General features: G+C 69.7%; 13 protein-coding genes and 1 pseudogene. 8 read left to right on the top strand and 6 right to left on the bottom strand.

Annotation, left to right across the window (positions count from 1 at the left end):
• The first annotated feature begins 32 nt into the window (after positions 1–32).
• Positions 33–1,583 (top strand): GMC family oxidoreductase, encoded by a 1,551-nt coding sequence (locus MCHUDSM44219_RS27190; RefSeq protein WP_048421391.1) that lies wholly within the window; start codon positions 33–35, stop codon positions 1,581–1,583.
• 52 nt (positions 1,584–1,635) lie between these two features.
• Complete coding sequence (locus MCHUDSM44219_RS28590) at positions 1,636–2,601, top strand: lipocalin family protein (protein ID WP_053081406.1); 966 nt, start codon at positions 1,636–1,638, stop codon at positions 2,599–2,601.
• A 12-nt stretch (positions 2,602–2,613) separates the two neighbouring features.
• Here MCHUDSM44219_RS28590 and MCHUDSM44219_RS27200 read toward each other — a convergent pair whose 3' ends face one another.
• Positions 2,614–3,522, bottom strand: a complete 909-nt coding sequence (locus MCHUDSM44219_RS27200) for a short-chain dehydrogenase/reductase (RefSeq protein WP_236695603.1) — start codon at positions 3,520–3,522, stop codon at positions 2,614–2,616.
• A gap of 148 nt (positions 3,523–3,670) precedes the next feature.
• Between MCHUDSM44219_RS27200 and MCHUDSM44219_RS27205 the strand changes: the two genes are divergently transcribed.
• Complete coding sequence (locus MCHUDSM44219_RS27205) at positions 3,671–4,543, top strand: glycoside hydrolase family 16 protein (protein WP_048421392.1); 873 nt, start codon at positions 3,671–3,673, stop codon at positions 4,541–4,543.
• A gap of 97 nt (positions 4,544–4,640) precedes the next feature.
• Here MCHUDSM44219_RS27205 and MCHUDSM44219_RS29280 read toward each other — a convergent pair whose 3' ends face one another.
• Positions 4,641–4,775, bottom strand: a complete 135-nt coding sequence (locus MCHUDSM44219_RS29280; RefSeq protein ID WP_082162423.1) for a DUF2256 domain-containing protein — start codon at positions 4,773–4,775, stop codon at positions 4,641–4,643.
• Positions 4,776–4,854: 79 nt separating this feature from the next.
• Here MCHUDSM44219_RS29280 and MCHUDSM44219_RS27210 point away from each other — a divergent pair, with 79 nt between their 5' ends.
• Positions 4,855–6,705: a lipocalin family protein gene (locus MCHUDSM44219_RS27210; protein ID WP_048421393.1), complete on the top strand. Its 1,851-nt coding sequence runs from the start codon at positions 4,855–4,857 to the stop codon at positions 6,703–6,705.
• Here the strand turns inward: MCHUDSM44219_RS27210 and MCHUDSM44219_RS27215 are convergent.
• Both MCHUDSM44219_RS27215 and MCHUDSM44219_RS27220 read right to left on the bottom strand, forming a co-directional pair.
• Entirely contained in the window at positions 6,662–7,534 is an 873-nt protein-coding gene (locus MCHUDSM44219_RS27215; RefSeq protein ID WP_048421394.1) for an SDR family oxidoreductase, read from the bottom strand. The two genes, MCHUDSM44219_RS27210 and MCHUDSM44219_RS27215, sit on opposite strands and share 44 nt — an antisense overlap.
• Complete coding sequence (locus tag MCHUDSM44219_RS27220; RefSeq protein ID WP_048421395.1) at positions 7,535–8,959, bottom strand: wax ester/triacylglycerol synthase family O-acyltransferase; 1,425 nt, start codon at positions 8,957–8,959, stop codon at positions 7,535–7,537.
• Positions 8,960–9,101: 142 nt separating this feature from the next.
• Between MCHUDSM44219_RS27220 and MCHUDSM44219_RS27225 the strand changes: the two genes are divergently transcribed.
• Positions 9,102–10,316: an alpha/beta hydrolase family protein gene (locus MCHUDSM44219_RS27225; protein WP_048421396.1), complete on the top strand. Its 1,215-nt coding sequence runs from the start codon at positions 9,102–9,104 to the stop codon at positions 10,314–10,316.
• 15 nt (positions 10,317–10,331) lie between these two features.
• Here the strand turns inward: MCHUDSM44219_RS27225 and MCHUDSM44219_RS27230 are convergent, their stop codons facing one another.
• Entirely contained in the window at positions 10,332–11,522 is a 1,191-nt protein-coding gene (locus MCHUDSM44219_RS27230) for an NAD(P)/FAD-dependent oxidoreductase (protein WP_048421397.1), read from the bottom strand.
• A gap of 51 nt (positions 11,523–11,573) precedes the next feature.
• Between MCHUDSM44219_RS27230 and MCHUDSM44219_RS27235 the strand changes: the two genes are divergently transcribed.
• Together MCHUDSM44219_RS27235 and MCHUDSM44219_RS27240 are read left to right on the top strand one after the other, a co-directional pair.
• Positions 11,574–13,166 (top strand): phospholipase D family protein, encoded by a 1,593-nt coding sequence (locus MCHUDSM44219_RS27235; RefSeq protein WP_048421406.1) that lies wholly within the window; start codon positions 11,574–11,576, stop codon positions 13,164–13,166.
• Positions 13,167–13,203: 37 nt separating this feature from the next.
• A complete protein-coding gene (locus tag MCHUDSM44219_RS27240) occupies positions 13,204–13,728 on the top strand; it encodes a hemerythrin domain-containing protein (RefSeq protein ID WP_048421398.1) in 525 nt (174 codons plus the stop codon).
• 5 nt (positions 13,729–13,733) lie between these two features.
• Here MCHUDSM44219_RS27240 and adhE read toward each other — a convergent pair whose 3' ends face one another.
• Entirely contained in the window at positions 13,734–16,334 is a 2,601-nt protein-coding gene (adhE, locus tag MCHUDSM44219_RS27245) for a bifunctional acetaldehyde-CoA/alcohol dehydrogenase (protein WP_048421399.1), read from the bottom strand.
• 146 nt (positions 16,335–16,480) lie between these two features.
• On the opposite strand from adhE, the pseudogene MCHUDSM44219_RS29285 reads away from it, so the two are divergent.
• A pseudogene (locus MCHUDSM44219_RS29285) lies at positions 16,481–16,777 on the top strand (hypothetical protein); the annotation flags it as partial.

Genomic DNA, 16,777 nt, shown 5'->3' on the forward strand with positions numbered 1-16,777 from the left:
TTCGTGCTGACGCCGAAAGTGACTGGAGAACAATGAGAATCAGTGAGTACGACTACGTGGTGGTCGGCGCCGGATCAGCCGGGTGCGTGATCGCCGCCCGGCTGTCCGAAGATCCCGCAGTCCGGGTGCTGCTCCTGGAGTCCGGACCGGCCGACACCAGGCCAGACATCGCCGCGCCGCCCGCCTGGCCGACTTTGTGGGGCACCGACATCGACTACGCGTACGACACCGTCCCGCAACCGGGCACCGCCGGGCTCACCCACAACTGGCCCCGCGGGCACACACTCGGCGGCAGCAGCAGCATCAACGCCATGGTCTATCTGCGCGGCCACCCCAGCGACTACGACCGATGGGCTGAAGCGGGTTGCGCCGGGTGGGATCACGAATCGGTGCTGCCCTGTTTCCGCCGCATGGAGACCGTACGAGGCGCGGATCCTCGATTCCGGGGTGTCGACGGCCCGCTGCGTCCCGCACCCGCCGCTGAGGAGGTGGCCAATCCGCTGTCCCAGGTGTTCCTCGAGGCCGCACGAGATGCCGGTTTCCCTCTGACCGACGACTTCAACGGAGCCCACGCCGAAGGTGCCGGCTGGCATGATCTGTCGATCACCGGCGGAGCCCGGCAGAGCACTGCGGCCGCCTATCTGCGCCCCGCGCGCAGTAGAGCGAACCTGACGGTCATGACCGAGGCCCGCGCCCATCGCCTGCGGTTCATCGGCAGCCATTGTGTCGGCGTCGATTACGTGCAGCACGGGTGTCGCATGACCGCGTACGCCGATGCCGAAGTGGTGGTCTCGGCCGGCGCCGTCGATTCGCCGCGGTTGCTGTTGCTCTCGGGCGTCGGGCCCGCCGCCGAACTGTTCGGCGTCGGCGTCGGCGTCATCCACGACCTTCCCGGGGTCGGTCGCAATCTGCACGACCATCCGCTCTGCGGCGTCGTCTACCAAGCGGCACAGGCCATTCCGGCCGGGAAGACCAACCACGCCGAAACGTCGCTGCTGTGGCGCAGCGACGTCACCCTCCCCGGCCCCGACATGCAGCTCATGTTCATCCACGTGCCGTTCCACCCGCCGCACCTGACCGCGCCGCCGAACAGCTTCACCCTGGCGGTCGCGACGGTGCCGGACGCGCGCGGATCCCTGCGGCTCGCCGGACCGGATCCTGCGACACCACCGCTGATCGATCCGAACTACCTCGGCGTGGAGTCCGACGTCCGGCGCATGCTCCACGAGCTCGAGGTCGCGCGCGAGATCGCCGCCGCCGCGCCCTTCACGCCCTGGCGGGCGCGGGAGGTGCTTCCCGGACCCGACGCCACCGACGAGGCCGCGCTGCGGGCGTTCCTGGCCCGCGGCACGGGCACCTACTACCACCCGGTCGGCACGTGCGCGATGGGCACGGGCCCGGACGCGGTGGTCGGACCGGATCTGCGGGTCCACGGGCTGACCGGTGTGCGGGTGGCCGATGCGTCGATCATGCCCCGGATCCTGCCGGTCAACACGAATGCGGCGGCCATCATGATCGGCGAGAAGGCCGCCGACCTGCTGCGGCGGCCGGACGCGGAACAGACGGTGCGCCGACAATTCTGACGTCCTCGTCATAGGTGTTTGGCGCGCCGCGCCGACGGCAACGCCCCCGGGCATGATCATGAAGCGCTGGCACTTCTCGCTGGTCACCTGCGTTGCGGGCGCATGTCTCGCGTTGGGTGTCGGCGCCGGCACCGCGGCGGCCGATACCGCCGCGTCCGGCGAGGGTGCGTCGTCGAGTCAGGCCGCCGAGCGCGGCCCCGCGTCGACGACACGTGAGGCGCCGGCGCGCCCCCAACGGTCGGTCAGGAAGTCATCGGACGCCGCGGAACGCACGCCGCTGTTCCGTCCGCGCGCCGAAAGGCGGGAATCGGAGAAGCCGGACGCAAAGCCCGAAAGGAAGTCCGCGACCACACAGAAGCCCCTGTGGCGCTGGAAGACCAGGACCACAGCGACGTCCGAAGCAACCGACGAAGCGACACCGGTGCGGGCGACGGCGTCGACACGCGACCGTCGGCCCGGCCCGGTGGCGACGGCGATGCTCAGCGCGCTGTCCACCCTCAGCGGTGCAGCGCGGCCCGCAGCGGCCCCGCAACCTCCGGTCACGGTGCCGTCGGTCGATGTGGACCGCTATCAGGGCACCTGGTACGAGTTGGGCAGCGTCAAGCAGTTCTTCTCCCTCGGGCTCGTCAACACCAAGGCCGAGTACAGCCTGAACCCCGACGGATCGATCAAGGTGGTCAACTCCGGCAACTATTTCTTCAACCGGGGCCCGGCGTCCCGGATCACCGGCGCCGCGCTGCCGGTCGACGACACCAACGCCAAGCTCAACGTCGCGTTCTTCGGGCGGCAGCCCTCGGCGACGCCGCCCGGCAACTACTGGATCGTCGACCTCGGGTCCGACTACGACTACGCGATCGTCACCGATCCGACCGGACGGAGCGGGTTCATCCTCAGCCGGACGCCCGGCGTGACCAACGAGCAGTACAGGGCGCTGGTGGCGCAGGCGAAGGCCGGCGGCGTGCGCGGCTGGATCACGCCCACCCGGCAGCCCGGCGCCAGGAGCGCAGCGCCGGCCTGATCGGGTCCCGCGCTAGGAATCTCCTTGCCGCGCAGCCGTTTCGGCCCTGGTGATCGCCGCCTGCACGCCGCGGTTGTGCAGCAGCACGTCGTCCATCACCGCCGTCGTCAGGGACCGCACGGCCAGCAGCGGGCGCACCCAGGCGGGGGCACTGACCCGTGCCGCGCGCCGCTCGATCGCGTCGAGCACGGCATCGGCTGCCGCGCCGACCGTCATCTCCTTGGTGAAGATGCCGGGCACCGCTCGACGCACCGCATCGGCGGCCTCGTCGGCGAACGCGTCGTTGGCCAGATCGGTGTCGATGAAGCCGAGGTAGGCGATCCCGGCCGTCACGCCGTGCGGCGCCAGCTCGACCCGTAGCGCCCGCGCCAACTGTTCCACCCCGGCCTTGCTCACCGCGTACGGCGCGGCCAGCACGCCGTTGAAGAACGCGTAGATCGAGCCGACGAGCAGCACGTGGCCGCGGCGCTCGAGCACGCCGGGCAGCGCGGCGCGTACGGTCCGCCACTGCCCGAGGAGGTCGACCTCGACGGTGTGCTCGAAGGCATCCGGGGCGATGGTGGCCACGGTGTGTGACGGCGGGGCGATCCCGGCGTTGGCGACGATCACGTCGATGCCACCGAACGTGGCGATCGCATCGTCGGCGGCGCGTCGAAGCTTTTCCGCCGAGGTCACGTCCGCCTCGAACGCAGCTGCGCCGGAACCGAGTTCGTCAGCGAGCACCTGCAGCGTCGCCAAGGTCCGTCCGACCAGCGCCACTCGGGCGCCGCGAGCGTGAGCGCGGCGCGCCGTCTCGGCGCCGAGTCCCCGCGCGGCACCGGTGATGAACAGCACCTTGCCGTCGAGATCCATCCGCGGTGGCCGCGTCACCACGCGGGCAGCGGTCCGGCCGGCCAACCGCACGGCGTCGTCGAGGAGCACGGGTCCGAAGGTAGCCGTTCGGGACGGGCGCGAAACCGGTATCGCCGACCGAGAACCCACAGCCCGGCGCGACACGCCGCACCCGGCCGGATGGCAGGAAGGGCGACCGCCCCCGGCCGGCATCATTTATCGTCGTGCCGTGCCAGAAATGGATCGTCGCCACCTGATGTTCATGTTCGGTTTGGGCGCAGCGGCTGCTGCGCTGCCCGCCGCGACGGCCCATGCCCAACCGGTGCCCGGCGACATCCCCCCGGTTCCGGCACCTCCGGGAGCGCCCGCGCCTCCGACGGCCGACACCGGCCCGGTGTTCCTGTTCCAGGAAGAGTTCAACGGTCCCGCCGGCGCACCCCCGGACCCGGCGTGGTGGTTCATCGTCCCCGAACGCGAGACCATCAAGAACCCGGTCGAGTGGGACAAGCCCTACAACATGGGCCGCTACGTCACCGATCAGGAGCACGTGTTCCAGGACGGCAAAGGCAACCTCGTCATCCGGGCCACCCGCGGGCCCGGCACCACGATCCAGGAGAAATACGCCAGCGCCAAGATCATCGGCAACTGGCGCGGCGGGATCGGCACCACCTGGGAGGCCAGGGTCAAGCTCGACTGCCTCACCGACGGCGCCTGGCCCGCGTTCTGGCTGCTCAACGACAACCCGGTGCGCGGCGGTGAGGTCGACCTCATCGAGTGGTACGGCAACAACGACTGGCCGTCCGGCACCACGGTGCATGCCCGTCTGGACGGCACGTCCTTCGCCACCGATCGTCATCCCATCGACAACGCCTGGCACACATGGCGGATGACGTGGCTGCCGACCGGTATGTACTTCTGGAAGGACTACCAGCCGGGGATGGAGCCGTTCTTCACCGTGCCTGCGAACTCGATTGACGACTGGCCGTTCAACGACCCGGGCTACACCCTGGCGCCGGTGTTCAACATCGCCGTCGGCGGCTCGGGCGGTCGCGAGCCCGCGGGCGGGACGTATCCGGCGCAGATGCTCATCGACTGGATCCGGGTGTTCTGACCGCCCCACCTCTGCACGTTCTGCACACGAAGTGCGAGGAGCGGCGTGCAGAACGTCGCGGGGTAAGGCTCGTGGGACAGGCCGGGTGACGGCAGGATCAGCGGGCCGCGCCCCGGCAGCGCCGGGAGCAGTACACGATCTGGTCCCACTGTCCGCGCGACTTCCACTTCTTGCGGTTGTGGAAGGGCCTGCCACAGACCGGGCAGATCTTCACCTCGCGCTGATCAGGCATTCCCCTTTTTACGTGACGTGCCGCTGACGTTGCCGACAATTCGCTTCGCGGTTCGTCCCCGCACGGTTAGATTCCGCATGTGACGTCAAGACAGTGGGGTTACTGGTTCTTTGCCGCGGGTGCGGGCGCGTGCATCGCGCTCGGCGCCGGACACGGTGTCGCCGCCGCCGAGCCGGACGCCGGCGGTGACGACTCCGCGAGCCGGTCGGCCGACACCGACACGGCGCGCCCGACCCGGGACGCCGGGGCCGACGAGAGCACCACGCGGGACACCGACCCCGCGACCGCCCCCACCTCGACCCGCGGACACGACGACGAGCCCGACGACACCGAGGCGCAGGCCCCCCGCACGCCCCGCCACAAACTGTTCACGCTCCGGCACTCCGCCGAGGACAGCGCGGCATCTGACACCGTCGAGGACCCGGCACCGAAGAAGACCACCGGAGCCGACCACCGGCGCACCCCGGGCCCGCTGGCCACCCTCGCGATCAATGCGATGTCGTCGCTGGCCAAGCCCGAACGGCCCGACCCCGTCGACACCCCGCCGGTACAGACGCTGTCGGCCCCCGCCGCCGACGTCGTCACCGGCGTCAAGACCGGTCGCGCCACACTCGACATCCCGATCGGCGACAAGGGGCTCACCACGGGTGCCGACTGGTACTTCCCCACGCGGGCCGACGGTTCGGTGGCCGCGACGGGCGTGATCTACCTGCAGCACGGCTTCATGGGCCGCAAGTTCTTCTACTCCGCGCTGGCCAAGAACCTGTCGCAGCAGACCAACAGCATCGTCGTCGCCCCCAACCTGCCGTCGTTCCCGTCCCTGCGCTGCGGGGGCTGCTGGATCAACGGGGTGCCGACCCAGCAGGGCGTCGCCGCGCTGTTCCAAGGCGACGAGGAGGAACTGAAGGCGAGCGCCGCCGCGGCCGGGTTCGCCGGAGTCCTGCCGGCGGACTTCGTGCTCACCGGGCACTCCGCCGGTGGCGGACTGGCCGCCGCGGCCGCCGGCTACTACGCGGACGACCCGGACAAGGGCGGCACGTTACGGGGCGTCGTGATGTTCGACGGTTTCGCGTTCAACGGCGTCATCCCCGACGCGCTGCAGCGCCTCGACAAGCCGTACATCCCCGTCTACCAGATCGCGGCGCCGCCGCAGCTGGGCAACCTCTTCGGGGCCGCGACCCAGGAACTCGTCGCGGCGCGCCCCGACCGGTTCGTCGGAGTGACCCTCGCGAACGGTTCGCATGTCGACTCACTGATCGGCGGTAACCCGCTCGTCGACTTCTTCTCCCAACTGGTCACACGGTTCTCCCCGCCCGGCAACACCGCGGCGGTCTACACGCTGGCCAACGGATGGATCAACGATCTGTACGCCGGGCTGGGGCCGGTCGACGGCAACGGCATCTACGGTGCCCCCGACCAGTACATCGTCATGGGTGACACCGCTGCCGTGGTGCTCTCCCCGCCGCCGGTGGTGGACCTCGACTCCTACCTCGGCAGCTGGTTCGAGGTCGGCAGCGTCAAACAGTTCTTCTCGATCGGGTTGGTCAACACCAAGGCGGTCTACAGCCCCAACCCGGACGGGTCCATCAAGGTGGAGAACTCCGGCAACTACTTCTTCAACAACGGGCCGCAGTCGACGATCGAAGGCGCCGCGCTTCCGGTGGATCCGTCGAACAACAAGCTGAACGTCACGTTCTTCGGCAAGCCGAAGGCCAACCCGCCGGGCAACTACTGGATCGTCGACCTGGATCCGGACTACCAGTGGGCCATCGTCAGCGATCCCACCGGACTGACCGGATTCCTGCTCACCCGCGAGCAGACCGTCAGCGACGCGTTCTATCAGGAACTTCTCGACCGCGCGTCGGTGTACGGCGTGCGTGGCCGGATCACCCCGACCCGCCAGCCGAGCGCGGAGTCGACCACGGTCTGAAGCGTCTGAAGTAGCGCACCAGGCCGGACAGGGGCACCGGGCTCGGCCAGTCGTCGGCACGGAAGTATGCGTCCGTTCCGCCGTCGACGACTACGATGCTGCCGCACAGGAACTCGGCTGCATCGGACAGCATGAAGACAGCCCAGTCCGCGAGCTGTCCGGCGGCGCCGAACCCGCCGGTCGGGACGGGGAAAGACCGTACGTACCTCGCCCGGTCCGGCGAGGACAGCTGTTCCTCCAGCAGTGGGGTCATGATGGCTCCCGGCGCCAGCACGTTCATCCGAACACCCGCACCGGCCCACTCCGTGCTGACCGCGTTGCGCCGCACCCAACGGCTCACGGCGATCTTCGACGCGGCGTACAGCAGCGCTGAGGCGTTCTTGCCGAAGAAACGGACCGAGCGGATCGCCTTGTCGGGATCCGAGGCGAGGAGCGCCCGCACCGCTCGGGCCGGGACCAGTGGTGTGGTGGTTGTCGAATTACTGCCGAAAACAACGACTTTCGCACTTCCGGTGGCGGCCAAGGCGGGACGCCAGGCGTCCAGCAGGTCGATGACGCCGAAGACGTTGACCTGTGTGATCGACCTCAGCCGGGCGGGTCCGGGGCCGGGACCGACGCCGGCGGCCAGCACGGCGCCGTTCAGCCGGCCGTCGCTCGCCGCGAGCACACCGTCGGCGGCTGTCCGGCGGCCCGCGGACGTCGACAGATCGGCCACGATGTCGGCGCTGTCGAGATCCACTCCGATCACGGTGTGGCCGGCCTGGCGCAGCCTGACCGCCGTCTCGAGGCCCATTCCCGAGGCGGAACCGGTGACGGCGTAGACACTCATTCACGTCTCCTCTGCAGTGGTGCCCACGGCAGTCTCCAACTCGGCGAGGGCTTGCTCGGTCAGCGGGATCAACGACCCCACATCCGGTATCACGCGACGACCCGAGACGTAGCCGAACGTCACCCGATCGGCGTAGGAACACATCGTCACGTTCAGTGCCTGACCGTCGATCGCCGTCGACACCGGATAGATCTCCTCGAGAAGCGCTCCGTTCCAATACAACCGGCTCGGTGGACCGGGAACGTTGGAGATCGACACGTTGTACCCGCGGCGCGCCCGCGGCGAAAAGGGCACGATCGGCGGCAGCACCGTGGCCGCGATGCTCGGTGCGAGCAGAAGCATCGTGGTGTTCGGACCGTGAACGCTCACCTGGTGCTTGGCCCACGCCATCGAGCGATGGACGCGGGCCAGCCGCTCGGCCGGGCTCGCCACGTCGGTGGCCAAGGGGCACAACTGCAGACCGAACAGATTCGCTTGCCGGTCTTCCTCGGTCACGTGGTCACGAGCACGGACGGTGACCGGGCAGATCGCCACCAGCGTGCTGTCGGGCAGTTCGTCGCGCGCGCCCAGCCACTCTCGGAGTGCCCCGGACACGACGGTCATCAGCACGTCGTTGGCGGTCACGGCGGCCGCGTTCTGGATGGCGCGGATGCGGGATTTCGGAAAAGTGGCTCCCGCGAACGTACGCTCTCGGCCGAGCCGGCCGTTGAATCGGGTGTAGGGCGCATCGATGGGCAGCACCGTGGTTCCGTCCGCGAGGCGGCCGATCGCCATTGCCAGCCCGCCGAGTACCACTCGCCCCGCGATGCCCACTCCGGACGCGAGGCCGTTGGTCGTCGCGCGCAGGAGCGACAGCGGATTGGGCAGCGGCCCGCGTGACCCGCCGTCATCCCGGGCGGTCGGTGCCGGAGCGGCGGCGTAGAGAGGTTGCATCGACCGGCTCGCAGGATCGGTGGAGAACGCGTCGGCGATCAATTTCAACCCGGCGACACCGTCGACCACGGTGTGGTGCACCTTGATGTAGAAGGCGAACCCGCCGTCGGGCAGGCCGTCGATCACGTACGCCATCCACATCGGTCGTGACCGGTCGAGCCGCTCGCTGTGCAGCGTGCTGATCAACTCCCACAACGCTTCTCGGTCAGCGCGCGAGGAGAGCGTTCTTCGTTGCAGATGATCGCGCATGTCGACGCTGTGGTCCGAGCGCCACATCCACAGCCCCGCCGTGTCCAATCCGACATGGGGGTGTCGCCGAAAACGCGGATCCAACTCCGCCGTCGCGGTCAACGCGTCCCGGTACAGGGCGTCGACATACCCGGGGCCGGCGTCCGGGGGTGGCGACAGGATCAGCAGCGCTGCGGTGTGCAGCGGGTCGGAGAGCAACTCCGCGGTCATCATGGCCGCGTCCAACGGCTCCAACGGGTCCATCGGCCAGACCCAACTCCTTGCACTGATCGGTCTGGCAACATCGTCACCCCGGCACGCCGACGCCCACAAGTGCCCAGCAGACGGCACGGGCAGGACCTTGGTCCCTAGGTTCCGGTCACGCGCAGCACTAGCGTTCGGCGGCATGGCGGCACCTGGAGGCGGTGAACCGCAGGTACCGGGCAAGGCTCCTCGCGGTTCCCGTGCTCTCGACCACTTCGTCCGGCCCTTCCAACGGACCGGCCGCTTCTACGCCCGATCATGGCGGGATTTCGTGGATCGTCGAGGTGATGAGATCCCCGTCGCGCTACCGACTCCCGCGCTCGCCGCCCAGGCTTTCCGCGACGAGATCGTTCTCACCGGCTTCCGCTTGTTCCGCCCCCTCAGCGACATCTCCGTCTTCGACCGCATCAACGCCGAGGTGCGCGCAGCAGTCGAGTTCTATTCCGACCAGGGCTATCTGGACAAACCCGAGAGCTTCTTCGCCGTCCCTCCGCCGCTGAGCGAGGTGACGGTCCGCCCGGTCGAAGCCGGGGGACGCCGCTATGAGCGGTTGGTCTTCGACAGCGGGTATCAGCCGCACGACGGTGAGCCCGGGCGCGACCGATGGCTCGGGTACGCGGCGAACCGACGCGAATACGCGCTGCTGCTTCGGCACCGGCAACCCAGACCCTGGCTGGTATGCGTCCACGGTGCAGTGATGGGCCGCGGGCTGCTCGACCTCACGCTGTTTCGCGCCTGGCACCTGCACGAGGATCTCGGGCTGAACGTGGTGCTGCCCGTGCTGCCCATGCACGGACCACGCGCGCGCGGCCTGCCCCGCGGTGCGGTGTTCCCCGGCGAGGACGTTCTGGACGACGTGCATGCGACGGCTCAAGCGGTGTGGGATGTGCGCCGGTTGCTCTCCTGGATTCGCGGGCAGCAGCCCGACCCACCTCTCGGTCTGAACAGCATTTCCCTGGGCGGCTACATCGCGTCGTTGGTGGCCAGCCTCGAGGATGGTCTGCGCTGCGCGATCCTCGGTGTCCCGGTCTCCGATCTGACGGAGCTGCTCGGACGACACGCCGGGATCAGCCGCACCGATCCGCGCCGCGAAACCATCGCGCTGGCGCAGCCGCTCGGCCGGATGCTCTCACCGCTGTCGCTGACTCCCCGCATACCGCTGCAAGGCCGCTTCATCTATGCCGGGATCGCGGACCAGCTGGTGCACCCGCGCGAACAGGTGGTCCGCCTCTGGGAACACTGGGGCAGACCCGAGATCGTCTGGTACCGCGGCGGCCACACCGGCTTCTTCCAATCCCGGCCGGTGCAGCGGTTCGTGGACGCCGCGCTCGTGCAGGCCGGTCTCGTCGCGTCCTGACCCGGGTGCTGCGGCTCAGAGCCGGCCCTTGAGGATGCGGTGCCAGTACACCGCAGGCAGAACGTAGCGATCGAACGCCCACGCTGAGCGACGCGGCTTGGTGGTGTCGATGAACGACGGCAGCGACGACGTGATCTCGCCGGTGCGGTCGAACTCGCCGGCGATCAGCCGGTGTCGGTCCGTGGTGATCGGCGCGACCGTGTACCCGTCGTAAGCCGTCATCTCCTCTCCGCGGCGCGCGGCGGCGAGATTGTCGACCAGGATCGCGATCTGGCGGCGCAACGCCCCGCCGGACGGATCGGTGTCGACGGCGGCGCCGTCGCCGGCGGCCCAGATGTTCGGATGATCACGGTGGGCGAAAGTGGCGGGGTCGATGTCGACGAGCCCGTGCGGCTGAGCGCCGGTCAGCCCCGAGGTCTGCAGCCACCGCGGGCCTCGGTACGGCGGGACCAGATGAAGCAGGTCGTAGGTCAGCCGTTCCCCGGTCCCGACGGTGATCGACCGTGACCCTGGCTCCAGAGAGGTCACCCGGGTGCCGTGCAGGACGCGAACATCCAACTCCTGCAGGCTTTCTGAGAGACGAGCGTCGATGGCGGGGACACCGAGCAGGTGCGGCCGGTCGATGACGAGGGTGATGCTCACCCCGGGCAGCAGTCCGCTGCGCCGCCAATGGCCGGCGGCCAGGAACAGCGGCTTGATCGTGGTTCCGGTGCAGCTCACCGGCGGGCGGGGCACCGTGAACACGGCGTGTCCCCCGGGCCGCATCGCGCTCACCAGATCCCAGGTCTTCTCGGCGTGGTCGAGATAGTTGCTCGCCACCGCCGGGGTCCGCAGCGCCGCCGCGATACCGGGCAGTTCGTCGTCGTCGGGCACCAGACCCGTTCCGATCACGAGGTCTTCGTAGCGGTACCGGCGCCCGGAGGCGCACTCGACCATGGCCGCGGCCGCGTCGACGGCGACCACCGTGTCGCGGATCCATGTACAACCGGGCGGCGTCACCGACCGTTGCGTCCGTTCCGCGCGACGCAGGCTCGCCTCGCCACCCCCGACGTAGGACAGCAGCGGGCGGTAGGTGTGCACGGTTTGCGGCTCGATCACCGCGACGTGTCCGAAACCCCTGCGGAGCAAGCGGGCTGCGGCGCTCAGCCCGGCGTTGCCGCCGCCGATGACCAGGACGTCGAAGTGCTGGTCTCCGCCATGGCTCATCCCGGCGTCGTACCCCGGTTCCGCGGCCGGAAACCCGGGTATGCGTACCCCGTGTCGGTCACCACGGACTGGTTCCTCACCGGGAGGGAGCGCGGCAACGGCGCCTCCTCGATCCCCGACTGGCGCGACGGGAACCGGGTCGAGCCCCTGATCCACGGTGCCACCTACTTCGACCGGCTCGCGACCGAGGTGGACAGCCTGGGTCCCGGCGATCACCTGTTCTTCACCGACTGGCGCGGCGACCCGGACGAGCGGGTGCGCGACGGCGGCCCCAAGTTCGCCGAACTGTTCTCCCGCGCCGCCGAGCGCGGCGTCGTGGTGAAGGGTCTGGTGTGGCGCTCGCACCTGGACGCGTTCGCCTACAGCGAGGAGGAGAACCAGCACCTCGGGGAGGCCATCGAGGCGGCCGGCGGGGAGGTGCTGCTCGATCAGCGGGTCCGCTTCGGCGGCTCCCACCACCAGAAGCTGGTGGTGCTGCGGCGGCCCGGTCGGCCCGAACGGGACGTCGCGTTCGCCGGCGGCATCGACCTGTGCCACTCCCGCCGAGACGACGCCGACCACCACGGCGATCCGCAGGCGGTGCAGATGGCGCGCCAGTACGGGGACCGACCGCCCTGGCACGACGTACAGCTGCGGATCCAGGGGCCGATCGTCGGCGCGCTGGATCATGCGTTCCGGGAACGGTGGACCGATCCCGCACCTCTGGACATGCTCTCCCCGATCGCCTGGGTGGTCGACAAACTGCGCCGGGCCGACCTGGACGCCGGTGAACTCCCGCCGCAGCCGCCCGATCCGCCGCCGTGCGGCCCGCACGCCGTGCAGGTGCTGCGCACCTATCCCGACGCCCACTTCGAGTACGCGTTCGCGCCGCACGGTGAGCGCAGTATCGCGCGCGGCTACACCAAGGCGATTCGGCGGGCGCGACGGCTGATCTATCTGGAGGACCAGTACCTGTGGTCCAAACAGGTCTCGCATCTGCTCGCCGAAGCGCTGGTGGCCAATCCCGAGTTGCACCTGATCGCGGTGGTCCCCAGGCATCCCGACGTCGACGGCAAGTTGTCGCTGCCGCCCAACCAGGTCGGCCGCCAGCAGGCCATCGAGACGTGCCGGCGCGCCGACCCCGGCCGGGTGCACATCTTCGATCTCGAGAATCGAGCGGGTACACCGGTGTACGTGCACGCCAAGGTGTGCGTCATCGACGACGTCTGGGCGTGTGTGGGCAGCGACAACTTCAACCGGCGGTCGTGGACGCACGACAGCGAGCTGTCCTGCGCGGTGCTCGACGGCACCCGCGATGATCGCGAGCCCCTCGATCCGGCCGGTCGGGGGGACGGCGCGCGGGTGTTCGCGCGCGATCTCCGATTGCGCCTGCTCCGTGAACATCTCGACCGCGCCGCCGACGGCAGCGACGACGGCGGGCTGCTGGATCCGGCGTCGGTGGTGGACGCCGTCACCGCGTCGGCGAAGGCGCTCCAGGAGTGGCACGACGGCGGTCGGCGCGGTGCGCGACCGCCGGGCCGGCTGCGTCCGCACGAACCCGAACGGCTCGGCACACTGACGCGGATGTGGGCCGAACCGTTGTACCGCGCCGTCTACGATCCCGACGGCCGGTCCTACCGCGATCGCCTGCGCCGCCGGTGGTGAGTGCTTGGGCCGGGGCACCCGGGGGTACCGTCCCGGCATGGCCGACATCATCGATCTCATCTACGCCGATCACGACTGGCTGCGCCGCCAGTTCTTCCGGCTCGACGACGCGAGGACCCCCGACGAACTCGCCGCGATCTGGAAGGCGCTCGGCACCCGGCTCGACGCGCACGCCGACGCCGAGGAGACGGTGTTCTACCCGGCGCTGCTGGCCCACGGCGGCCGGGACGACCCCGGCAACCCCGAGGGTGACCCCGAGGACGAGACCGAGGACGCGATCACCGACCACAACGCGATCCGCGACGCGGTCCGGCAGTCGCGGCGCCACGATCCGGGGAGCGAGGAGTGGTTCGAGGCGGTGAACACGGCCCGCAAGGAGAACGGTTCGCACCTCGACGAGGAGGAGCGCGAGGCGATGCCGGACTTCATCAAGAGCGCCACCCACGACTTACGCCACGAGCTGGGCGCGAAGTGGCTGCAGTTCTACGCCGAGCGTGAGTCCGTCACGGGCATCGACACCTCCGACAAGGACGCCGACGAGTACATCGAGGAGCACTCCTAGCGCCCCTACGGCTGATCGGACCCGTAGTACCCGCGCCGGAGCAGTTCGGTGATCTCACTGACCAGCGGCATCCGCGGGTTGGTCCGGTTGCTCAGATCCTCGAACGCCGTCATCGCCAATGTCGGCAGGGCGGCGAGAAATTCGTCCTCGTCGACACCGGCCATCTTCAGAGAGCGCGGCATCTGGACCCGGCTCAGCAGCTCCTCGACCCCCGCGAGCAGCCGGGCCCGGCTGTCTTCGGGTTCGTGTCCACCGAAGATGAGCCGGCCGATCTGGGCGTATTTGTCGGGCGCGATGTACGCCGAGTATCCGGGCGCGGGCATGAACTTGCTCGGCAGTTCGGCGTTGTAGCGCAGTACATGCGGCAGGAAGACGGCGTTCGCGCGGCCGTGGGCGATACCGAACCGCGCGCCGACGGCGTGGGCCAGCGCGTGATTGGTCCCGACGAACGCGTTCGAGAAGGCCAGCCCGGCCAGCGTCGCCGCATTCGACATGTCAGTGCGCGCCTCGAGGTCGTCGGGATCGCGGTAGGCCCGCGGCAGCGCGTCGAAGATCAGTCGCGCCGCCTGTGCGCACAACGCGTCGGTGTAGGGCGACGCGAAGATCGACACGGCCGCCTCCAGCGCGTGGGTGAGCGCGTCGATGCCGGTGTCCGCGGTCAGCGTGGGCGGCATCGACGACGTCAGCACCGGGTCGACGATGGCGAGGTCGGGCACCAGGCTGTAGTCGACCAGGGTCTCCTTCTTGCCGCGCACGGTCAGCACCGCCGCCGGAGACACCTCCGATCCGGTTCCCGACGTCGTCGGGACCGCGACCAGGTGGAGCCGGTGCCGATCGGTCGGATAGTCGGCCACCCGTTTACGGGGATCGAGGAACGGCATGGTGAGCTCGTCGAGCGACTTCTCGGGGTGTTCGTAGAACAACCGCATCGCCTTGCCCGCGTCCAGCACCGACCCGCCGCCCACGGCGATCAGAGCGTCGGGCTGCACGCGCTGCAGCAGCTCGACACCGCGGCGGATCGTCTCCTCGTCCGGCTCCGGCGTCACCTCGCTGAAGACCTGCACGTGCCGGGCCCGCAGCTTGCCGCGCACCAGATCCACCACTCCGCGCCCATCGGTCAGCGCGTCGGTGATCACCACGACGGTCGCGCAGTCGAGGTCGCGCAGATTCTCCAGCGCGCCCGCGTTGAAGTAGGTGTTGGCGGGGACGCGGAACCACTGCGGCGGGGGGCGCCGCTGCGCAACGGTTTTGATGTTCAGCAGCTGGCGGTAGTTGACGTTCTCCGTGGTACTCGACCCGCCCCAGGTTCCGCAGCCCAGCGAGAACGTCGGCGTCAGATTGTTGTAGACACCGCCGAGTGCGCCGACGGCGGTCGGTGCGTTGACGAGGATGCGTCCGGTGCGCACCGCCGCGCTGTATGCGTCGACCACGGCCTGGTCGTGGGCGTACACCGCCGAGGTGTGCCCCAGCCCGCCGTGCTCGGTGACCAGCACGGCGACGTCGATCGCGTGGCGGACGTCGCGGGCCCGGACCACCCCGAGCACCGGCATCAGCTTCTCGGCGACCAGCGGGTGCGCGGCCAGCTCGTCGAGATCCGCAGGCAGCGCGGCGAGCAACACCTTGACCGTCGGTGGCACCGAGAAGCCGGCTCGCGCAGCGAGTTCCGGTGCCTTCTGGCCCAGGGCATCGAGTGAGATCTTGTCACCGCAGCCGAACGCGAACCGGGTGATCGCCGCGGCCTCGTCGTCGGTGAGCAGCCGGGCGCCCATCCGCTCGAACTCGGCGATCATGGCGTCGTAGATCTCGTCGTCGATCACGCAGGTCTGCTCGGCGGGGCAGATCACCGACGAGTCGAACGTCTTGGAGATCAGGATGTCGACCACCGCGCCCTTGAGGTCGGCGGTCTTGTGGATGTAGATGGGCGCGTTGCCCGGCCCGACGCACAGTCCCGGCTTGCCCGACGCGCTCGCCAGCGCCACGATCTTCGGTCCGCCCGTCACCCAGATGAAATCGACCGCCGGGTGCCGGAACAGGTAGTGGGTGATCTCGTGGGCCTCGTCGGGGATCACCTGCAGCGCCCCGGCGGGCATACCCGCCGCCTCGGCGGCCGCCCGCAGGATCTCCACGCTGCGTTGACAAGACCTGACCGCATACGGTGAGGGTCGAAACACGATGGCGTTGCGCGTTTTCGCCGCGACAATGGCTTTGAAGAGCACCGTCGACGTGGGGTTGGTGACCGGCGTGATGGCCAGCACCACCCCGATCGGTTCGGCGACGTGGACGATGTTGTGCTCGACGTCGGTGTCGATGACCCCGACCGACTTCTTGTCGCGCAGGTAGTCGTGGAGGAACTCGGTGGCGACGTAGTTCTTGACCACCTTGTCTTCGAAGACGCCGAAGCCGGTCTCCTCGATCGCCACGCCGGCGAGTTCGGCCGCCGCCCGCACCCCCGCGCGGACCATCGCCTCGACGATCCGGTCGACCTGCTCCTGGTCGAGGGCGCGGAACTCGGTGGCGGCGGCCGCCGCGGTGGCCACCACCGCGTCGATCTCGGCGGTGCGGCGGGCGTCGATGTCCGGCTCATGAACAGCGGTGCTCGGGGGCATCGGCTGACCTCCTCGGTGCAGGGCGCGCGCAGCTTCGTACGCCGGTGTCATCGTCGGCCCCGCGCCCGCAGGTGACTAGAGGCTTAAGTCCGTGCCCAAGGGCCCGGTGTGGTTTGGGTCACGCGAAGCGGGGTAGAGGTCCGGTCATGCTGCAGAAACACTGGACGCTTCCTCCCGTCGTCGCCGCCGCCACCGCGGCGGCGGCACTCGCTCTGGCTCCGCTCGCCGCCGCAGGTGGTCCGGCCGGCTGCGTCGATCCCTACGGCACCGGCTGTGCCGCACCTCCGCCCCCGCCGCCTCCGGCACCCGGCTACTGGGCGCCGCCTCCGCCGCCACCGCCGGCCGGCTACGCGCCGGGATACGTGCCGCCACCCGCGCCGGGCTATGGCGTGGCCGGACCGGGCGGTGCCGCGGGCGCCATCCCGGGCGGACCCGGCGGCGTG

Origin of the sequence: Mycolicibacterium chubuense (genome assembly GCF_001044255.1) — a bacterium.
GTDB classification, from domain to species: domain Bacteria; phylum Actinomycetota; class Actinomycetes; order Mycobacteriales; family Mycobacteriaceae; genus Mycobacterium; species Mycobacterium chubuense.

Coding starts and splice junctions, on each gene's coding strand:
- MCHUDSM44219_RS27190 (WP_048421391.1), top strand. CDS start 33: ATGAGAATCAGTGAGTACGACTACGTGGTGGTCGGCGCCGGATCAGCC.
- MCHUDSM44219_RS28590 (WP_053081406.1), top strand. CDS start 1,636: ATGATCATGAAGCGCTGGCACTTCTCGCTGGTCACCTGCGTTGCGGGC.
- MCHUDSM44219_RS27205 (WP_048421392.1), top strand. CDS start 3,671: ATGGATCGTCGCCACCTGATGTTCATGTTCGGTTTGGGCGCAGCGGCT.
- MCHUDSM44219_RS29280 (WP_082162423.1), bottom strand. CDS start 4,775: ATGCCTGATCAGCGCGAGGTGAAGATCTGCCCGGTCTGTGGCAGGCCC.
- MCHUDSM44219_RS27215 (WP_048421394.1), bottom strand. CDS start 7,534: ATGAGTGTCTACGCCGTCACCGGTTCCGCCTCGGGAATGGGCCTCGAG.
- MCHUDSM44219_RS27220 (WP_048421395.1), bottom strand. CDS start 8,959: ATGGACCCGTTGGAGCCGTTGGACGCGGCCATGATGACCGCGGAGTTG.
- MCHUDSM44219_RS27225 (WP_048421396.1), top strand. CDS start 9,102: ATGGCGGCACCTGGAGGCGGTGAACCGCAGGTACCGGGCAAGGCTCCT.
- MCHUDSM44219_RS27230 (WP_048421397.1), bottom strand. CDS start 11,522: ATGAGCCATGGCGGAGACCAGCACTTCGACGTCCTGGTCATCGGCGGC.
- MCHUDSM44219_RS27240 (WP_048421398.1), top strand. CDS start 13,204: ATGGCCGACATCATCGATCTCATCTACGCCGATCACGACTGGCTGCGC.
- adhE (WP_048421399.1), bottom strand. CDS start 16,334: ATGCCCCCGAGCACCGCTGTTCATGAGCCGGACATCGACGCCCGCCGC.